This window comes from Bartonella sp. CR127HXZ (genome assembly GCF_042194555.1).
GTDB classification, from domain to species: Bacteria; Pseudomonadota; Alphaproteobacteria; order Rhizobiales; family Rhizobiaceae; genus Bartonella; species Bartonella grahamii.
Map to the genome: position 1 here is coordinate 106643 of NZ_JBHIMZ010000003.1, position 16441 is coordinate 123083.

Sequence of the window (16441 nt, forward strand, 5' to 3'; positions counted from 1 at the left end):
GATAGACAATTTTACATCTTAAAGAATAATTGCAATCGTCTTAAACTGTGTTCTTAGTTTTGTTTGAGGATAAAAAACTTACCAATAGAGTTTTCATGAGTTTGTTTAAAAGTAAGAAGTAACAAAATGGAAGCAAAAAGATGACCTCTAAAGACCCAAGGCTTTATGCATTCAGAGATGATCTAGCAGATCAACGTCTTGAAACAGAAATTACAGCCCAGCGCTTTGTTCAAGGTGAAAAAAAACGTGTTAATACAGCGGTCGCTGGACTTTTTAAAGAAAATAGTAAAAAAAGTGAAAGACAAACAGAATGCTTATTGGGAGAAGAACTTCTCATTTTTGAACAAGGGGAAACGATGTCGTGGGGGCAATCCCTTAAAGATGGTTATGTTGGTTATATTGATACAACAGCCCTTTGTACATCAACTATAAAACAAACGCATATAGTTTCAGTCCCACGTACATTTAAATATTCACACGCTGACTTACGTGGACCAATAGTGTCTCCGTTATCTATGGGAAGCAAAGTCAGTGTTGTTGATGAAATTGAAGTCCGTGACACAATGTATTCTATTCTTGAAAATGGAACAGCAATCATTACGAGCCATCTCAGCCCCATTGGACGTGTATACGAAGATTATGTCACAGTTGCAGAAACCTTTATCCGTACACCTTATCTTTGGGGTGGTGTCAGCGGTTTTGGAATTGATTGTTCGGGACTCATTCAACTCTCTATGATGATGACTGATCAAATAGTTTTACGTGACACCGATATGCAGCAAGAAACTATAGGCAGTCCTCTTACAGATACTGATAAACTTCAACGAGGCGATTTAATTTTTTGGAAAGATCATGTTGCTATTATGGTTGATCATGAAAATATTATTCATGCAAATGGTTTTTCCATGGACGTTATGATCGAGCCATTAGAAGAGGCAATTACGCGTATAGCTAAAAAAAATCAATATCCCATCGCAAAACGTCGTCCAATGCAAGAAACTTAATACATGCCTCCTATAAAAAATAATATCTTTCTCATATTATTTATATTTCTCGTTTATATACTTATTTATGGAGATTTTTTCTTTATCTCTCATACTATATAAGGTACAGTAATATAATTCCCTAAGAAGTCTTCTTTTCATGTGTTTCTTTTATATTTAATTATTCATTAACCATATGTTTTATTTGTTTTAAAATTGTTTTTCAAATTACATACCACTCTTTTTATTCGTACGTTATTGAACATTTTTTTGATTGAGAAATTGTATAACATCAAGAAAAATAAAAGAAAATTTATGGTTATAAAACAATATGTTATTATATAATCATGTATTACAATAATAATTTAAGCTTTTGGTCATGTAAAACGATCTCTAACAACAAATACAAAGCGTTCTTTTTTAAAGCATTTTTGAAATTTTTCCTATTATCGATATCTCATGAAATAAATACTCCTGATATCTCTCAGTGCATCCAAACCCATCTCACAATGATACGCGTGAAAAGGCATCATTATACACTTTGCCAATTCTCAATGTTACGATGACCCTTGGCTACTGGAGAGTGTTCTTTCAGTACGTATTTTATTTCTTTCTTAAATAATTTTATCCACATGACTTTCCCCGCTTGGAACGTACAAAAGAATGGTTTTGGTTAATTTAATATAAAACAGATTTGAAATGAAAAAAAATTACGACTCTGGACTTTTACATTCAACATAAAAATTATAAATTATCATTTTAAATCAATATATTGAATTATATTTAAACAATATTTTCTTCTTATAACACATTAAAGAAGATGATTTTTCAATACCTGAACCAATGGTTTATCAGCATCAGGCATAGGGTATTTATCAAGATCATTAACAAAAACCCATTCTAAATTTTGCCCCTCTCGTCCTTGCGCAACTCCCTCATAATGATAACAAAGATACAACGGCATCAAGAGGTGAAATGTTGCATAGCTATGGCTTGCAAACGTTAAAGGTAATAAATTATTTGCCTGAACATACACACCAAGCTCTTCTTCTAGTTCACGAATCAATGAAATTTCTGGAGTTTCACCTTGCTCAACCTTTCCACCAGGAAACTCCCATAAACCAGCCAGCGATTTTCCTTCAGGACGCTTGGTAAGCAAAACACGATTATTTTGATCTAACAGTGCACATGCAACAACAAGAAGAAGGGAACTTTTTATACACATATCACTCTCCAATGAGAATATAAAGATAACTGTCTCTTTCTAGTATATTCCCTTACCTCAAAAAGAACTCACATATCTCATTCTCTTAAAAAAATAATCGGCAGTTAAATATAGAGAGTGCATCCTTTAACTTCTGTAATCACTATTGATCATAACGTACTCTTTTGTTAAATCGCAAGACCAAACCGTCGCCGTGCTCTTACCTAAACCGATATCAACACGAATTGTGATGTGCTTACCTTGCATATAAGTACCTATTGTCTCTTCACAATACTCAGGATCTCGTACGCCATTCACGGCCACACGATGCTCACCAAACCAAATCGTCAATAGATCACGATCGACTTCAACACCGGCCTTCCCAACTGCCATAACGACCCGCCCCCAATTCGCATCTTCACCAGCAATAGCCGTTTTTACGAGCGGTGAATTTGCAATTGATAAAGCAATAGTTTTAGCTGCATTGTTTGTTGTAGCCCCCATCACATTAACCTCAATTAAATGACGAGCACCTTCGCCATCACAAACAACTTGTAGTGCAAGTTCATGCAAAAGTGCACTCAATTGTTTCACAAAAACTCCATAACGCGGATCAGATTTACTTGTAAGACATGGGAAATGTTCTTTTCCTGTCGCAAACAACATAAGCGTATCTGAAGTTGAGGTATCGCTATCAACAGTAATTGAATTGAAAGAACCCTCAACTGCCTCTGATAACATGGATTGGAGTACATCCGAAGAAATAGTAGCGTCACTAACCACAAACGACAGCATTGTCGCCATATCGGGTGCAATCATACCAGCACCTTTTGCAATCCCGTTAATGGTGACAGTCTCGCCTCCACAATCAAATCTGCGTGTAGAAAGTTTTGGAAATGTGTCCGTTGTCATTATGGCTTTTGCAGCTTCCAACCAATTTCCCTCTTCTGCTGTCTCTGCCATAGTTGGTAAAAGATTCACAACGCAAGAAGCATCCATTGGCTCACCAATAACCCCCGTAGAAGCTATAAAAATTTCATCTCCTCTAACCTTTAAAGCGTTCGCTGCTGCACAGATGATTTCATTGGTTGTGTGCTTTCCTTTGCTTCCTGTAAAAGCATTTGCATTTCCAGAATTCACAACAACACCCCTCGCCACCCCATGAGGAAGCGATGCACGACAATGCTCTACAGGAGCAGACGGACATTTTGAACGGGTAAAAACACCGGCCACACTCACTGGCTTATCGAATATGATGAAAAGAAGATCTGTACGATCTTTATATTTAATCCCAGCTTCAGCTGTTGCTATCCGTACCCCAGATAAGGGAGAAAGCTCCTGGATCTTTTGAGGCGACAAAGGAGAAATTTTCAAAACCACAATATGCTCTCTGTAAAAATAAATGAAATGATTGCAGATCAATAACCCCTCATAGAAAACTGCTAGGCTTTTTGAACAAAACTAACCTAGCAAATTATCTATTAAAGAGGCTATCCACTTATTTTTCCTAGCTATTCTGTATCTTCTTCATCTGATGTCTCATCGGGAAGTAGCGTCCCATTTTGATGAAGCGATTCCATGATTTTTGTAACATTAGGATCAGGGTATTTCACATCCATCTTGCTACGCAAATCAACAATCAGTTCTTGATAGCGCTTTTTTATCAGCTGTGTCCGTAACATCTCTTTAACATCATCAAATGCAGGAGGTTGTTTCAAACGACGATCTTCTAATTTAATAATATGCCAACCAAAAGGACTTTCAACGGGTTGTTTAGTGTATTCGCCAATTTTCAAACCAAATGCAGCATCTTCAAAAGGCTTGACCATTTGACCATGGCTAAAATAACCAAGATCACCCCCAACGGCAGCAGAACCATCTGTTGAACTTTTCTTTGCAATCTCTTCAAAATTTTCGCCTTTATTTAAATGCTTAATGATAGCTTCAGCTTCTTTTCTCGTTTTGACCAAAATATGACGCGCTTTAACCTCATCTTCTTTAGGTAAAGCAGCGACTTCTTGCTTATAAAGAGCTTCCAAATCAGTATCCGAGATTTTGTCAACAATCGCCTGTTTAAAATAAAGCTGTTGAAGAACATTGTCACGCATGACTGCCATACGTTTATCGTAAGCTTCTGTCTTATCAAGACCTTTGCTTCTTGCTGCTTTTGCAAGTGCCTGCATATCTAAATAAGCTTTTAGAACCATCATACGGCGTTGTTCATCAGGAAAACGTGCTAAATTAGGATTTATTTCAAGCGCTAAATCATCCAATTGGCCTGCTGTAATATTTTTCCCATCAATAACCGCCATAACATGAGAAGGAGAAACGGCTTTTTCAGAAGCTTTCTCCAAAGTCTTTAAATCATTCGACGATGAATTCAAACCTTCTTGGGCTCTCACCCCTAAACTTGTACTTGCCAATAAAGTTGATGCTAAAAAAAGCGTGATAAAGTTAAATTTCATAAATATACTCCTTAAAAATGAAGGCAGGTTCAAGATTCCAATTTTCTTTACCATAACACTTTAACCTTTAAACATAGAGAAATAAATTAGTAATTTTATTTTAAAAAAGTATAAAATTGTCCTTTTATCTGAGTTGCTCCAATCCTATCTAATGCAGATGAAAAACATGATAATAGAGAAAAATGACATATTGTATCTTAAATTACTTTGTATTGTATCAGTTAAATAGCGTACCTAAAGTTGACATAGAGCGCTTAGCCTCTTATCTCTACTTTACAATTAAAGTGAAAAATTGCACACCAACAAGTATAATGGTACCATCTGCATTTCATGATGTCTCTAATCATATCAGATAACTTGAAGAAAATGTAGAGTATGGGGAAAGCGTATGAATTACCCAACAAGAGTGACAACAATTAAAAGAAAGGGCCAGAGATGGTCAGTTTAGGTGTTTTTGCCCGTAAGTTTTTTGGTTCAGCTCATGAGCGACGTCTCAAAGCACTCCGCCAAAAAGTTGTACAAATTAATGCTTTGGAAGAACAATTTGTAAAATTAAGTGATGAGCAGCTTTGCCAAAAAACAGATGCCTTTCGTAAACGTCTTAGTGAAGGTGAAAGTGTTGATTTGCTCTTACCAGAAGCTTTCGCAACTGTTCGTGAAGCCGCAAAACGTGTTTATGACATGCGTCCTTTTGACGTGCAACTTATTGGTGGAATGGTCCTTCACGACTGTGGCATAGCTGAAATGCGTACTGGTGAAGGTAAAACATTAATGGCAACTTTACCAATTTATCTCAATGCATTGGAAGGTAAAGGCGTTCATGTTGTGACAGTAAATGATTATCTCGCCAGTCGTGATGCTGAAACAATGGGAAAAATTTTTAGTTTTCTAGGGCTTACAACAGGCGTGATTCTCCATGATCTTGATAGTGATGCCCGCCGAGAGGCCTATGCATGCGACATCACCTATGCCACAAATAATGAACTAGGTTTTGATTATTTGCGTGATAATATGGCCTTTGATCGTAGTCAAATGGTCCAACGTGGACATCATTACGCAATTGTTGATGAAGTTGATTCGATTCTTATTGATGAAGCCCGTACACCCCTTATTATTTCTGGTCCTCTAGAAGATCGTACTGACTTCTATAACCTTATTGATACATTTATTCCTGCCTTAACTCCAGAAGACTATGAAATAGACGAAAAACAAAAAACAACGACTTTTACCGAAGTTGGTACTGAAAAAATTGAAAAAATGCTCGAACAAGCTGGACATCTTAAAGGTGAAAGTCTTTATGACATAGAAAATGTCGCTATTGTTCATCATGTCAATAATGCTCTAAAAGCTCATAAACTGTTTGCTCGCGATAAAGATTACATTGTTCGCAATGATGAAATCGTTATTATTGACGAATTTACAGGGCGAATGATGCCTGGGCGGCGTTATTCTGAAGGACTTCATCAAGCGTTAGAAGCTAAGGAGCATGTTGCTATTCAACCAGAAAACCAGACACTTGCTTCCATCACTTTCCAAAATTACTTCCGTATGTATAGGAAATTATCTGGAATGACTGGAACTGCAACAACAGAAGCCGAAGAATTCAGAAATATTTATGGTCTTGACGTTGTTGAAGTCCCTACAAATTTGCCAATACAACGTATTGATGAAGATGATGAAATTTATCGAACAGCAGAAGAGAAATATCGGGCAATTGTGCGTGATATCCGTCAAGCACACGAAAAAGAACAGCCTATTCTTGTTGGAACAACCTCTATTGAAAAATCAGAACAATTGGCAGAGCGTTTGCGAAAAGAAGGCATTACCGATTTTAGAGTCTTAAATGCTCGCTATCACGAACAAGAAGCATACATCATTGCGCAAGCAGGAGTTCCTAGAGCTCTCACCATCGCAACCAACATGGCAGGACGCGGTACGGATATACAACTTGGTGGTAATGTTGAAATGCGCATCCGACAAGAGTTACAGGATATCCCCGAAGGTCCAGAGCGAACAGCTAAAATTGAAGAAATAAAAAAAGATGTTCAGAAGCTTAAAGACAAAGCTTTAGCGGCTGGTGGTCTTTACGTCATTGCGACGGAACGTCATGAAAGCCGTCGTATTGATAACCAGCTTCGTGGACGTTCTGGTCGCCAAGGCGATCCAGGTCGCTCAAAATTCTTTCTTTCTCTTCAAGATGATCTTATGCGTATCTTTGGCTCCAATCGTATGGATGGTATGCTGCAAAAACTTGGATTGAAAGAAAATGAAGCTATTATCCATCCATGGATTAATAAAGCCCTTGAAAAAGCACAAAAAAAGGTCGAAGCACGAAACTTTGAAATTCGTAAAAATCTGTTAAAATATGATGATGTCATGAATGATCAACGCAAGGTTATTTTTGAACAGCGTATGGAGATCATGGACGCAGATGATTTATCAGAAATGATCCTTGAAATGCGCAATGAAGTCGTAGAGGATCTCGTAGAGGCTTGTATTCCATCAGGGACATATTCTGAAAAATGGGATGTAAAAACTCTCGAAGAAGAACTTCAACAACTCTTTAATCTTGAGCTTCCAGTAGAAGAGTGGGCAAAAGAAGATGGAATTGCCGAGGAGCAAATTTTGGAGCGTGTATCAGATGCTGTTACAAAACTTGAAAATGAACGTACTGAACGCTATTCTCCAGAAGTTATGGCTTATTTTCACAAGGCAGTATTGCTCGAAACTATTGACACGTTATGGCGTGAACATCTGGTGAGTTTAGACCATTTGCGTTCTGTTGTTGGTTTTCGTGGTTATGCGCAGCGGGATCCGCTCAATGAATATAAGACAGAATCTTTTGAACTCTTTCAAAGTATGTTGAGAAATTTGCGCCGAATTGTCACTTCTAAGCTTATGCGCTTTGAAATCATTCAACAACCTACAGAACCGACCATGCCTGAGCAAACTGATGCTACTTCTTCTGTCTTTAATGATCAAAGTCAAGAAAATGCTCCCACCTTATGGGCACGATCACAAGAAAATAGATTTGTTAATCCACAAGATCGTGACCCTAATGATATAACCACATGGGGAAAAGTTGGACGTAATGAGCGTTGTCCTTGCGGTTCAGAGAAAAAATACAAACACTGTCATGGAGCCTTTGTTTGAAAAGCAAACTATGAAAATGAATAAAAAGCGAAATTATGAGCAAGAATTGCGCACAGCTGGTTTAAGAGTAACACGTCAACGACGAGTTATTCTTGATATTTTGACTGACACAAATGACCATCCCAATGCATTTGAAATTTTTCAGCGTGCAAACAAAATAGATTCGAGTATTTCACTCTCAACTGTTTATCGAACCATGAAAACATTAGAAGGAAATGGAACAATTCATCGCCATAGCTTTAGTGGTGGTCCATCTCGTTTTGAGCAAGCAGATGGGCAACATCATGATCATCTCATTGATATAGAAACAGGACAAGTTATCGAGTTTCATTCTGATGTTATTGAAAAGCTTCAAGAGGAAATTGCAAAGTCCCTTGGCTATGATATTATTCATCACCGCCTTGAACTTTACGGAAAAAAAAACTCTTAAAAAAGTGATTATATATCATTAGATAAAATACCTCAGGTAAATCGAGTTTTATAAAAATTTACCTTTAAGATATAATAGTTTCCATTGGCAAAAAAAAATTTTTGCTCTATTACCCCTTTTTGTATGATGCTATACGGTAATTCATTGTCAGTATTATAACAAAAAATCATTGCAACAAAATATTATAAAAATTGTATTATGAAAAATTAGGCCAATATTATCATGGTTTCCTTGCCACAAGATCGTATGAGACAGCTTGAAAAGCGCTTTGAAATAATTGAAAGCCAAATGACGACTAATCCAAATGCTGAAACATATGTCAAATTAGCTTCTGAATATGCAGAACTACAACCCGTTATTGCCTCTATACGCGCATTAAATGCTCTTTACAAAGAGATTACAGAATTAGAAACAATTATCAATGATAAACAAACAGACGTAGAGATGCGTAATCTTGCCCAAGAAGAGCTACCATTGTTATATAAAAAAGTAGAGCAATTTGAAAAAGAACTCCAGATTCTGCTTTTGCCTAAAGATGTTGCTGATGAAAAAAACGCTATTGTTGAAATTCGAGCAGGAACGGGTGGATCAGAAGCAGCACTTTTTTCCGGTGATCTTTTCCGTATGTATGAACGTTATGCCCATGCTCACCATTGGACAGTAGAAGTTATTTCACTCAGTGAGGGAGAAGTTGGCGGATATAAAGAGATTATTGCTACTATCTCAGGAAAAGGTGTCTTTTCTAAATTGAAATATGAATCAGGGGTTCACCGTGTGCAACGCATCCCCGAAACAGAAACCGGTGGACGTATCCATACATCTGCTGCTACCGTTGCAGTCCTTCCGGAGGCTGAAGAAATTGATATTGATATTCGCCCTGAAGATATTCGTATTGACACAATGCGTGCATCTGGAGCAGGAGGACAGCATGTTAATACAACGGATTCAGCTGTTCGTATCACGCATATTCCAACAGGAATTATGGTCGTACAAGCAGAAAAATCACAACATCAAAACCGAGCACGAGCCCTTCAAATTTTACGGGCACGCTTATTCGATATCGAACGACAAAAAGCGGAAAGTGAACGTTCAGCTTCTCGTAAAAGCCAAGTTGGTTCTGGTGATCGTTCAGAACGTATTCGTACCTATAATTTTCCACAAGGACGTGTCACGGATCACCGTATTAATCTAACCTTGTATAAGCTTGATCGCATTCTAGAGGGAGATCTTGATGAGCTTCTTCATGCACTCATCTCAGATCATCAAACAACACTGCTTATGGAAATGGATAATAATTGAGCGAATATTCTTTCAAGAATGTCATCCAACGAATGCAAGAAAAATTGCGCACGAAAGGAATTGCTGAAGCCGATCTCGATGCGAAAATACTCGTTGAATGGATAACAGGAATAAATGCTGCTGAAAGAATTTCTAAACCAGATATGCATCTGTCTTCTGAGCATATTATACAAATAGAACAGGCTCTACAACGGCGTATTGCAGGAGAACCTGTCTACCGTATTATAGGAGCACGAGAATTTTATGGTATATCTTTTGCATTGTCTCAAGAGACGTTAGAACCTCGTCCTGATACAGAAGCGCTAATAGATCTTGTTCTCCCTTTTCTCCAAAAACAGGTCGAAAATTCGAGAAGAACAAGATTCCTTGATATGGGAACAGGAAGTGGCGCCATTGCCATTACACTCCTTAAACAAATTCCCCAATCCTATGCGGTGGCAGTCGATATTTCTGAAGATGCCCTTAAAACAGCGAAAAAAAATGCAAAAAACGCTGAAGTAGCACACCGCTTCACACCTCTTCTTAGCGACTGGTTTGATGCGGTCGCAGATCGCTTTGATTTCATTGTTTCCAATCCACCTTATATTCCCGCACAAGATATCGAAAAACTTGCAAAAGAAGTGCGCTTACATGACCCATTACGCGCCCTGATAGGAGGGGAAGATGGACTTGATTTTTATCGAAAACTCGCCCATGAATCAGCCCACTACTTAAAAGAAAACGGCTATGTCGCTGTTGAAATTGGTTACTCTCAAGAAAATGAAGTCTGTAATTTATTTGAAAAAAATGGTTTTCAATGTTTAGAAGTGCGTAAAGATCTAAGTGGAATACCCCGCGCACTTCTATTTGCATGCAAACATTAAAATTCCCAATCATCATCCGTGGTAGCAACCGCCTTGCCAATGACATAAGAAGAACCTGCCCCTGAAAAAAAGTCATGATTTTCATCAGAGTTTGGTGATAAAGCTGCCAAAATAGCGGGATTAACACGACAAACCTCAGGGGGAAAAAGAGCTTCAAAACCTAAATTCATTAAAGCCTTGTTAGCATTATAATGAAGAAAAATTTTAACATCTTCTGTCAATCCAAGTGCATCATAAAGATCTTCAGTATATTTGCACTCGATATTATAAAGATCAAAGAGCAGGTTAAAAGCAAAATCTTTAATTTCTTTCTTTTTGGCTTCATCAAGCTTTGCAAAGCCCAATTGGAATTTATAACCTATATAATAACCATGGACTGCTTCATCACGAATGATTAATCGAATGAGATCTGCTGTATTGGTCAACTTAGCGCGACTGGCCCAATACATGGGCAAATAAAAACCAGAATAAAATAAAAAGCTTTCCAGCAAAGTCGAAGCAATTTTTTTCTTAAGTGGATCATTTGCTTCATAACGCTCAAGTACTAATCTAGCCTTTTTCTGCAAATGAATATTTTCTTCTGACCATCTAAACGCATCATCAACTTCTACCGTCGAACAAAGGGTTGAAAAAATAGAGGAATAAGAACGTGCATGAACCGCTTCCATGAAAGCAATATTCGTCAACACTGCCTCCTCATGCTCTGTTATTGCATCAGCCAGAAGCGAAATGGCTCCAACAGTATTTTGAATTGTATCTAAAAGCGTTAGTCCTGTAAAAACACGAATTGTTAATTTACGTTCTTCATCTGTTAAGCTTGACCATGAGGGAATATCATTGGAAAGTGGAACCTTCTCAGGTAACCAAAAGTTCCCAGTTAAGCGGTTCCATACTTCAAGATCTTTCTCATCATGTAATCTATTCCAATTAACAGCGCACACAACAGGATTTTTGGTTGCAATCTTTGTCATATGATGATCTCCTATAAACTGCACGAAACACAGCCATCAACTTCTGTTCCACTTAATGCTACTTGCCGTAATCGTACATAGTAAATACTCTTTATACCCTTTTTCCAGGCATAAATTTGTGCGCGGTTAATATCACGTGTGGTAGCGGTATCAGGAAAAAATAATGTCAATGAAAGACCTTGATCAACATGCTGTGTTGCTGCAGCATAGGTATCTATAATTTTTTCAGGACCAATCTCATAAGCATCTTGGTAAAAATTCAAATTCGTATTATCCATATAAGGAGCGGGATAATAAACGCGTCCAATTTTTCCTTCTTTGCGAATTTCAATTTTTGAAGCAATTGGATGAATAGAAGAAGTGGCATGATTAATATAGGAAATAGATCCCGTAGGTGGAACTGCCTGCAAATTACGGTTATAAAGCCCATACTCAATGACTAATTTTTTGAGTTCCTGCCAATCCTTTTGATCTGGGATAACAATATTGTTCCGTGCAAAAAGCTCTTGCACAAGCGCAAATTGCGGTTTCCATTCTTTTTCAATATATTTTTCGAAAAAACGTCCATCTGCATAAGCTGATTTTTCAAACCCTGCAAACATTTCTTGACGTTCACGTGCAATCAAATTGGAAGCCCGTATGGCGTGATATGTCACAATATAAAAATATATATTGGTAAAATCTATCGCTTCTGGAGATCCATAATAGATCTGTTCACGCGCTAGAAACCCGTGCAAATTCATTTGTCCCAAACCAATCGCATGACTTTCAGCATTGCCTTTCGCAATGGAAGGCACACAGGCAATATTGCTCATATCCGAAACCGCAGTAAGGGCACGAACAGCAGATTCCACGGTCTGTCCGAAATCAGGACTTTCCATTGCTTTGGCAATATTCATGGATCCAAGATTACAGGATATATCACTTCCAATCGTGCGATAAGTTAAATCTGTCTCCAGTTCACTTGCCTCACTCACCTGCAAAATTTCTGAACATAAATTGCTCATACTTATGCGCCCAGCTATTGGGTTCGATCGATTAGCAGTATCCTCAAATAAAATATAGGGATAACCCGACTCAAATTGAATTTCCGCTAATGTCTGGAAAAAAACGCGTGCACTTATTTTCTTTTTACGAATCTTTGCATTATCAACAAAAGAACGATAATGCTCCGTTAAAGAAATATCGCTAAAGGGCTTACCTGTCACACGCTCGATATCATAAGATGAGAAGAGATACATATCCTCATTATTCCGTGCAAGCTCAAAAGTAATATCAGGAATAACGACACCAAGCGAAAGCGTTTTGATTCTAACTTTTTCATCAGCATTTTCACGCTTTGTATCCAAAAACTTCATAATATCTAAATGGTGAGCATGCAAATAAACAGCTCCAGCCCCCTGTCTTGCCCCAAGCTGATTGGCGTAAGAAAAAGAATCTTCCAAGAGTTTCATCACCGGTAAGACTCCTGAGGACTGATTTTCTATTTGCTTAATTGGTGCCCCAGCTTCCCGCAAATTCGTTAAACAAAGCGCCACACCTCCACCACGTTTTGAAAGCTGCAAAGCCGAATTAACCGAACGACCTATCGATTCCATATTATCTTCAACACGTAGCAAAAAACACGAAACCAATTCACCACGTTGTTTTTTCCCAGCATTTAAAAATGTCGGTGTTGCCGGCTGAAAACGTCCTGTAATAATTTCATCCACAAAACTTTCAGCAAGAGCTTTATTCCCTTGTGCCAAATATAAAGCTACAAGACAAACACGATCTTCATAACGTTCAAGATAACGTTTCCCATCAAAAGTCTTTAATGTATAGCTGGTATAGTACTTAAATGCGCCTAAAAAGGTAGGAAAACGAAACTTAAATGCATAAGCACGTTTAAAAAGCTTTTTAATAAAAGAAAAATCATAAAGCCCAAATAAAGCTTTTTCATAATAACCTTCTTCTATTAAGTAGTCTATTTTTTCCTTCAGGTTATGAAAAAAAACTGTATTTTGATTAACATGCTGAAGAAAATATTGCCGTGCGGCAAGCCTATCCATATCAAATTGAATATGACCATTTTCATCATAAAGATTAAGCATTGCATTCAGCGCATGATAATCAGTAATCTGATCCGATTTCTGCGATTGCCCTATACCAATTGTTTCCAAAATCTTTCCAATCCCTTTTTTACATAAATAACGTCTTCATCAGTTCCACGCAGCTCAAAACGATAAAGGCAAGGTACACAACATTTTTCAGCAATGATTTTACTTGCTAAATTATAATAACAACCAAAATTACGATTCCCACCACCAATGACACCACGAATTAATTTTCGGTTCTCAGCTTCATTAAGAAAATGGATAACGGCTTTCGGCACTGCTCCTCTTCCTTCACCATCTGCATATGTAGGAACAACCAGTACATAAGGTTCACCAACCAATGCAGAAGGCTTTCTTTTATCAATTTTGAAGAGTCGTTGACCAAGTTGCGAGACAAAATGTTCTGTATTACCCGTTGCACTCGAATAATAAACAATAAGCCCCATTAAGCACAAAGACCACTAATCATATCTGGTCTAAAACCAGACCAATGATTTTCACCACAAACAACGACAGGAACCTGACGATACCCCAGAGATTGAACAAAATTGTATGCTTGTTCATCACAAGAAATATCAACAACACGATAATGAATGCCTTTTGCATCAAAAGCGCGGCGTGTAGCATCACATTGGACACAAGATGGTTTGCTATAAATAGTGATCGACATTTTCTTCAACTTTCACAATTCCAAACAATCAACCCTAAAAGGTCAATCTAATAATTTTATAAGTACTCAAGAATAACAAAAAACAGAAATTGTACGCAAAACATGTGGTTACTTTCAAATAGTACACAGCTTCTTGAACATAACAGAATTCCTCATCAAATAACTTCAAAGACTATGATGAGAATAAGCGATTATTCTATAACTTAAATGGCAAAGCCCCCCAGTTATAAAACAATCTTTTGCTTGCATTACAATTCCCTCCTGCTGTCTAAAAACTAACGTTCTAAACTACCGTTTTTCAAGAGCTCTGTTTTACTCTTTTACGGCAAAAATCAATTACAAAAACGAAAGGAATCCTTCCAAAAGAGATCCTTCAGCAAAAACACTGCTATGCCCTTGGTCAATAAACTCTTTACAATAATGGAAATAACTTAGATACCAAACGAAACACACTAACACCCTCTCTTGTGCTTATTTAGAATCACCAATCATTTTGATACTATATATAGTATATACTCTCTCTCTTTCGTCAAGGTGAATTCAATTATTATTTTTAATTTTCCACGATCTTCACACTAAAATTTTCAGTCCTCAAAACTATGTAATAATATAACATTTTATTGACAAACGTTATATTATTACATAGTTTTCAAAATAATAAGCAACGATGGTAAAAAATATGGATCTGCACTTCAATAAGACAACATTAGGCTATGGAAATAGAATAGCAATAAAGAACTTTTCAGCAAAGTTAAAAGCTGGTTCATTGGTCGCAATAACAGGCGATAATGGCGCTGGAAAATCGACACTGCTAAAAGCCATCGCCGGATTGATTAAACCTCTTAAGGGAAAAATTACAAAACCAAAAAAAAGCCGTATTGCTTATCTTTCTCAGCAATGTGATGTAGATCAAACATTTCCAATTGATGTGAAAACGCTTGTAAAAACAGGACTGTGGTCTTTTTGTGGATTATGGAAAAGCCAGCGCCTTTATGATTCTAAGATTCAAAATGCGCTTGAAACGGTTGGGCTTACAGAACTAGCACCCCGTTCGCTTGAAACATTATCAGGCGGGCAATTACAACGCGCTCTTTTTGCACGTATCATTGTGCAAGATGCCAATATTATTTTGCTTGATGAACCTTTCAATGGTGTAGATCATAATACCCAAAAAGACCTTCTTACACTGATCACATACTGGCAACAGCAAGGACGCACAGTTCTCGCAGCACTCCATAACCCTCTCATCGTGCAAGAATTTTTCCCCCAAATGATTCAAATTAATCAACAAAACGCCTTTTATGGAAAAACAACACAGTTTTTTAACAACACTATTCATCACGTTATGCCACCTCTCACATCCAATTCTTTTCCTATTAGCGCACAAAAACAAAATCTTCCCATCAATGATCCTCTCTTTCTTAGGTTATAAGACGTGTATGCATTTTTTCTTGCCCCCTTTGTTGATTTCCAATTTATGCAAAACGCCCTTATCGGTTCTATTTTCCTGTCTATTAGCGCTTGTCCTGTTGGTGTATTTTTGATGCTCCGTGGAATGAGCTTGATAGGAGATGCTATCTCTCATGCCATTCTTCCTGGTGTTGCAACTGCTTTTCTGATTTGTGGCTTTTCCCTCATATCTATGACACTTGGTGGCATCTTCGCTGGTATTATTGTTGCTTTAGCAACCATTTTAATTTCACGAAATAGCTTTCAGAAAGAAGATGCATCCATGACCGTCTTTTATCTTATTGCACTCGCGGCAGGTGTCATTATTATCTCACTAAAAGACTCAACAATTGAGCTGCTTCATCTCTTATTCGGATCGGTTCTTGCACTTGATGCACAAGCCCTTTGGTTAATCACTATTATAATGCTGATTACACTATGCAGCCTTTGTATTTTTTGGCGTGCACTTGTTTTAGAAAGCTTTGACCCCCTCTTTTTTAAATCACTCTCTCCGTTGAGTAAATATATTCATATTTCATTGCTTGGACTTGTGGTGTTGAATCTGGTTGGAGGCTTTCAATCACTAGGAACATTACTTTCCGTTGGCATTATGATGATTCCAGCTATTACAGCCCGTTTTTGGTTTTCACGGCTAGGCCCTATTTGCGCGCTTTCCACTCTTTTTGGAATCATTTCTAGCGTATGTGGTCTCCTGCTTTCTTTTCATCTTTCTCTTCCCTCCGGCCCTGCTATCATCATTGCCGCAGGATTTATTTATCTTTTTTCCTGCTTGATAAGTCCACGTGGCTTTATTGTAACATGGTTTCCCCACCTCTTTTATACCTCCTCACTTTAAGG

The 16441-nt window shown here is 37.6% G+C and carries 14 protein-coding genes; 7 read left to right on the plus strand and 7 right to left on the minus strand.

The features are described from left to right. The first annotated feature begins 140 nt into the window (after positions 1 to 140). The gene (locus tag ACFIKY_RS03040; RefSeq protein WP_375639199.1) at positions 141 to 1004 is read left to right on the plus strand and encodes an NlpC/P60 family protein; all 864 of its coding nucleotides are present in this window, start codon (positions 141 to 143) and stop codon (positions 1002 to 1004) included. Positions 1005 to 1794: 790 nt separating this feature from the next. Here ACFIKY_RS03040 and mutT read toward each other — a convergent pair. The 3 genes from mutT to ACFIKY_RS03055 all read right to left on the minus strand — a co-directional run bounded on the left by mutT (position 1795) and on the right by ACFIKY_RS03055 (position 4652). Next, complete coding sequence (gene mutT, locus ACFIKY_RS03045; protein ID WP_012754616.1) at positions 1795 to 2208, minus strand: 8-oxo-dGTP diphosphatase MutT; 414 nt, start codon at positions 2206 to 2208, stop codon at positions 1795 to 1797. 126 nt (positions 2209 to 2334) lie between these two features. Continuing rightward, positions 2335 to 3567 carry a bifunctional glutamate N-acetyltransferase/amino-acid acetyltransferase ArgJ gene (gene argJ, locus ACFIKY_RS03050; RefSeq protein ID WP_375636000.1) on the minus strand — a complete coding sequence of 411 codons (1233 nt, stop codon included), beginning with the start codon at positions 3565 to 3567 and terminating at the stop codon, positions 2335 to 2337. A 131-nt stretch (positions 3568 to 3698) separates the two neighbouring features. Beyond that, on the minus strand, positions 3699 to 4652 hold the full coding sequence (locus ACFIKY_RS03055) for a peptidylprolyl isomerase (protein ID WP_273787784.1): 954 nt from the start codon (positions 4650 to 4652) through the stop codon (positions 3699 to 3701). A 435-nt stretch (positions 4653 to 5087) separates the two neighbouring features. Between ACFIKY_RS03055 and secA the strand changes: the two genes are divergently transcribed. The 4 genes from secA (at position 5088) to prmC (ending at position 10397) form a co-directional block, all read left to right on the plus strand. Further along, positions 5088 to 7805: a preprotein translocase subunit SecA gene (gene secA / locus ACFIKY_RS03060; protein ID WP_375661395.1), complete on the plus strand. Its 2718-nt coding sequence runs from the start codon at positions 5088 to 5090 to the stop codon at positions 7803 to 7805. Further along, positions 7744 to 8235 carry a Fur family transcriptional regulator gene (locus ACFIKY_RS03065; protein ID WP_026500203.1) on the plus strand — a complete coding sequence of 164 codons (492 nt, stop codon included), beginning with the start codon at positions 7744 to 7746 and terminating at the stop codon, positions 8233 to 8235. Before secA ends, ACFIKY_RS03065 begins: the two co-directional genes overlap by 62 nt. A gap of 222 nt (positions 8236 to 8457) precedes the next feature. Beyond that, a complete protein-coding gene (prfA, locus tag ACFIKY_RS03070; protein ID WP_375644642.1) occupies positions 8458 to 9534 on the plus strand; it encodes a peptide chain release factor 1 in 1077 nt (358 codons plus the stop codon). Beyond that, complete coding sequence (gene prmC / locus ACFIKY_RS03075; protein WP_375661396.1) at positions 9531 to 10397, plus strand: peptide chain release factor N(5)-glutamine methyltransferase; 867 nt, start codon at positions 9531 to 9533, stop codon at positions 10395 to 10397. Before prfA ends, prmC begins: the two co-directional genes overlap by 4 nt. On the opposite strand, the gene nrdF is transcribed toward prmC, so the two are convergent. Genes nrdF through nrdH form a run of 4 tightly spaced genes read right to left on the minus strand, consistent with a single transcriptional unit; the run spans position 10394 to position 14134 of the window. Next, positions 10394 to 11368 carry a class 1b ribonucleoside-diphosphate reductase subunit beta gene (nrdF, locus tag ACFIKY_RS03080; protein WP_375652621.1) on the minus strand — a complete coding sequence of 325 codons (975 nt, stop codon included), beginning with the start codon at positions 11366 to 11368 and terminating at the stop codon, positions 10394 to 10396. The genes prmC and nrdF overlap by 4 nt on opposite strands. Before the next feature lie 11 nt (positions 11369 to 11379). Beyond that, positions 11380 to 13530, minus strand: a complete 2151-nt coding sequence (gene nrdE, locus ACFIKY_RS03085; protein WP_375636004.1) for a class 1b ribonucleoside-diphosphate reductase subunit alpha — start codon at positions 13528 to 13530, stop codon at positions 11380 to 11382. Continuing rightward, positions 13512 to 13910: a class Ib ribonucleoside-diphosphate reductase assembly flavoprotein NrdI gene (gene nrdI / locus ACFIKY_RS03090; protein WP_375636005.1), complete on the minus strand. Its 399-nt coding sequence runs from the start codon at positions 13908 to 13910 to the stop codon at positions 13512 to 13514. The genes nrdE and nrdI overlap by 19 nt, the downstream gene beginning before the upstream one ends. After that, positions 13910 to 14134, minus strand: a complete 225-nt coding sequence (nrdH, locus tag ACFIKY_RS03095; protein WP_375644644.1) for a glutaredoxin-like protein NrdH — start codon at positions 14132 to 14134, stop codon at positions 13910 to 13912. The genes nrdI and nrdH overlap by 1 nt, the downstream gene beginning before the upstream one ends. Positions 14135 to 14813: 679 nt before the next feature. On the opposite strand from nrdH, the gene ACFIKY_RS03100 reads away from it, so the two are divergent. Together ACFIKY_RS03100 and ACFIKY_RS03105 are read left to right on the plus strand one after the other, a co-directional pair. Then, positions 14814 to 15566, plus strand: a complete 753-nt coding sequence (locus ACFIKY_RS03100; protein ID WP_375636007.1) for an ABC transporter ATP-binding protein — start codon at positions 14814 to 14816, stop codon at positions 15564 to 15566. Between the two features lie 3 nt (positions 15567 to 15569). Next, positions 15570 to 16439: a metal ABC transporter permease gene (locus tag ACFIKY_RS03105; RefSeq protein ID WP_375636008.1), complete on the plus strand. Its 870-nt coding sequence runs from the start codon at positions 15570 to 15572 to the stop codon at positions 16437 to 16439. Positions 16440 to 16441 lie beyond the last annotated feature (2 nt).

Bases quoted from the DNA above. Each gene is read 5' to 3' on its own strand.
- ACFIKY_RS03040 (WP_375639199.1), top strand. From the start codon at position 141: ATGACCTCTAAAGACCCAAGGCTTTATGCATTCAGAGATGATCTAGCA.
- mutT (WP_012754616.1), bottom strand. From the start codon at position 2,208: ATGTGTATAAAAAGTTCCCTTCTTCTTGTTGTTGCATGTGCACTGTTA.
- ACFIKY_RS03055 (WP_273787784.1), bottom strand. From the start codon at position 4,652: ATGAAATTTAACTTTATCACGCTTTTTTTAGCATCAACTTTATTGGCA.
- secA (WP_375661395.1), top strand. From the start codon at position 5,088: ATGGTCAGTTTAGGTGTTTTTGCCCGTAAGTTTTTTGGTTCAGCTCAT.
- ACFIKY_RS03065 (WP_026500203.1), top strand. From the start codon at position 7,744: ATGAGCGTTGTCCTTGCGGTTCAGAGAAAAAATACAAACACTGTCATG.
- prfA (WP_375644642.1), top strand. From the start codon at position 8,458: ATGGTTTCCTTGCCACAAGATCGTATGAGACAGCTTGAAAAGCGCTTT.
- nrdF (WP_375652621.1), bottom strand. From the start codon at position 11,368: ATGACAAAGATTGCAACCAAAAATCCTGTTGTGTGCGCTGTTAATTGG.
- nrdI (WP_375636005.1), bottom strand. From the start codon at position 13,910: ATGGGGCTTATTGTTTATTATTCGAGTGCAACGGGTAATACAGAACAT.
- nrdH (WP_375644644.1), bottom strand. From the start codon at position 14,134: ATGTCGATCACTATTTATAGCAAACCATCTTGTGTCCAATGTGATGCT.
- ACFIKY_RS03100 (WP_375636007.1), top strand. From the start codon at position 14,814: ATGGATCTGCACTTCAATAAGACAACATTAGGCTATGGAAATAGAATA.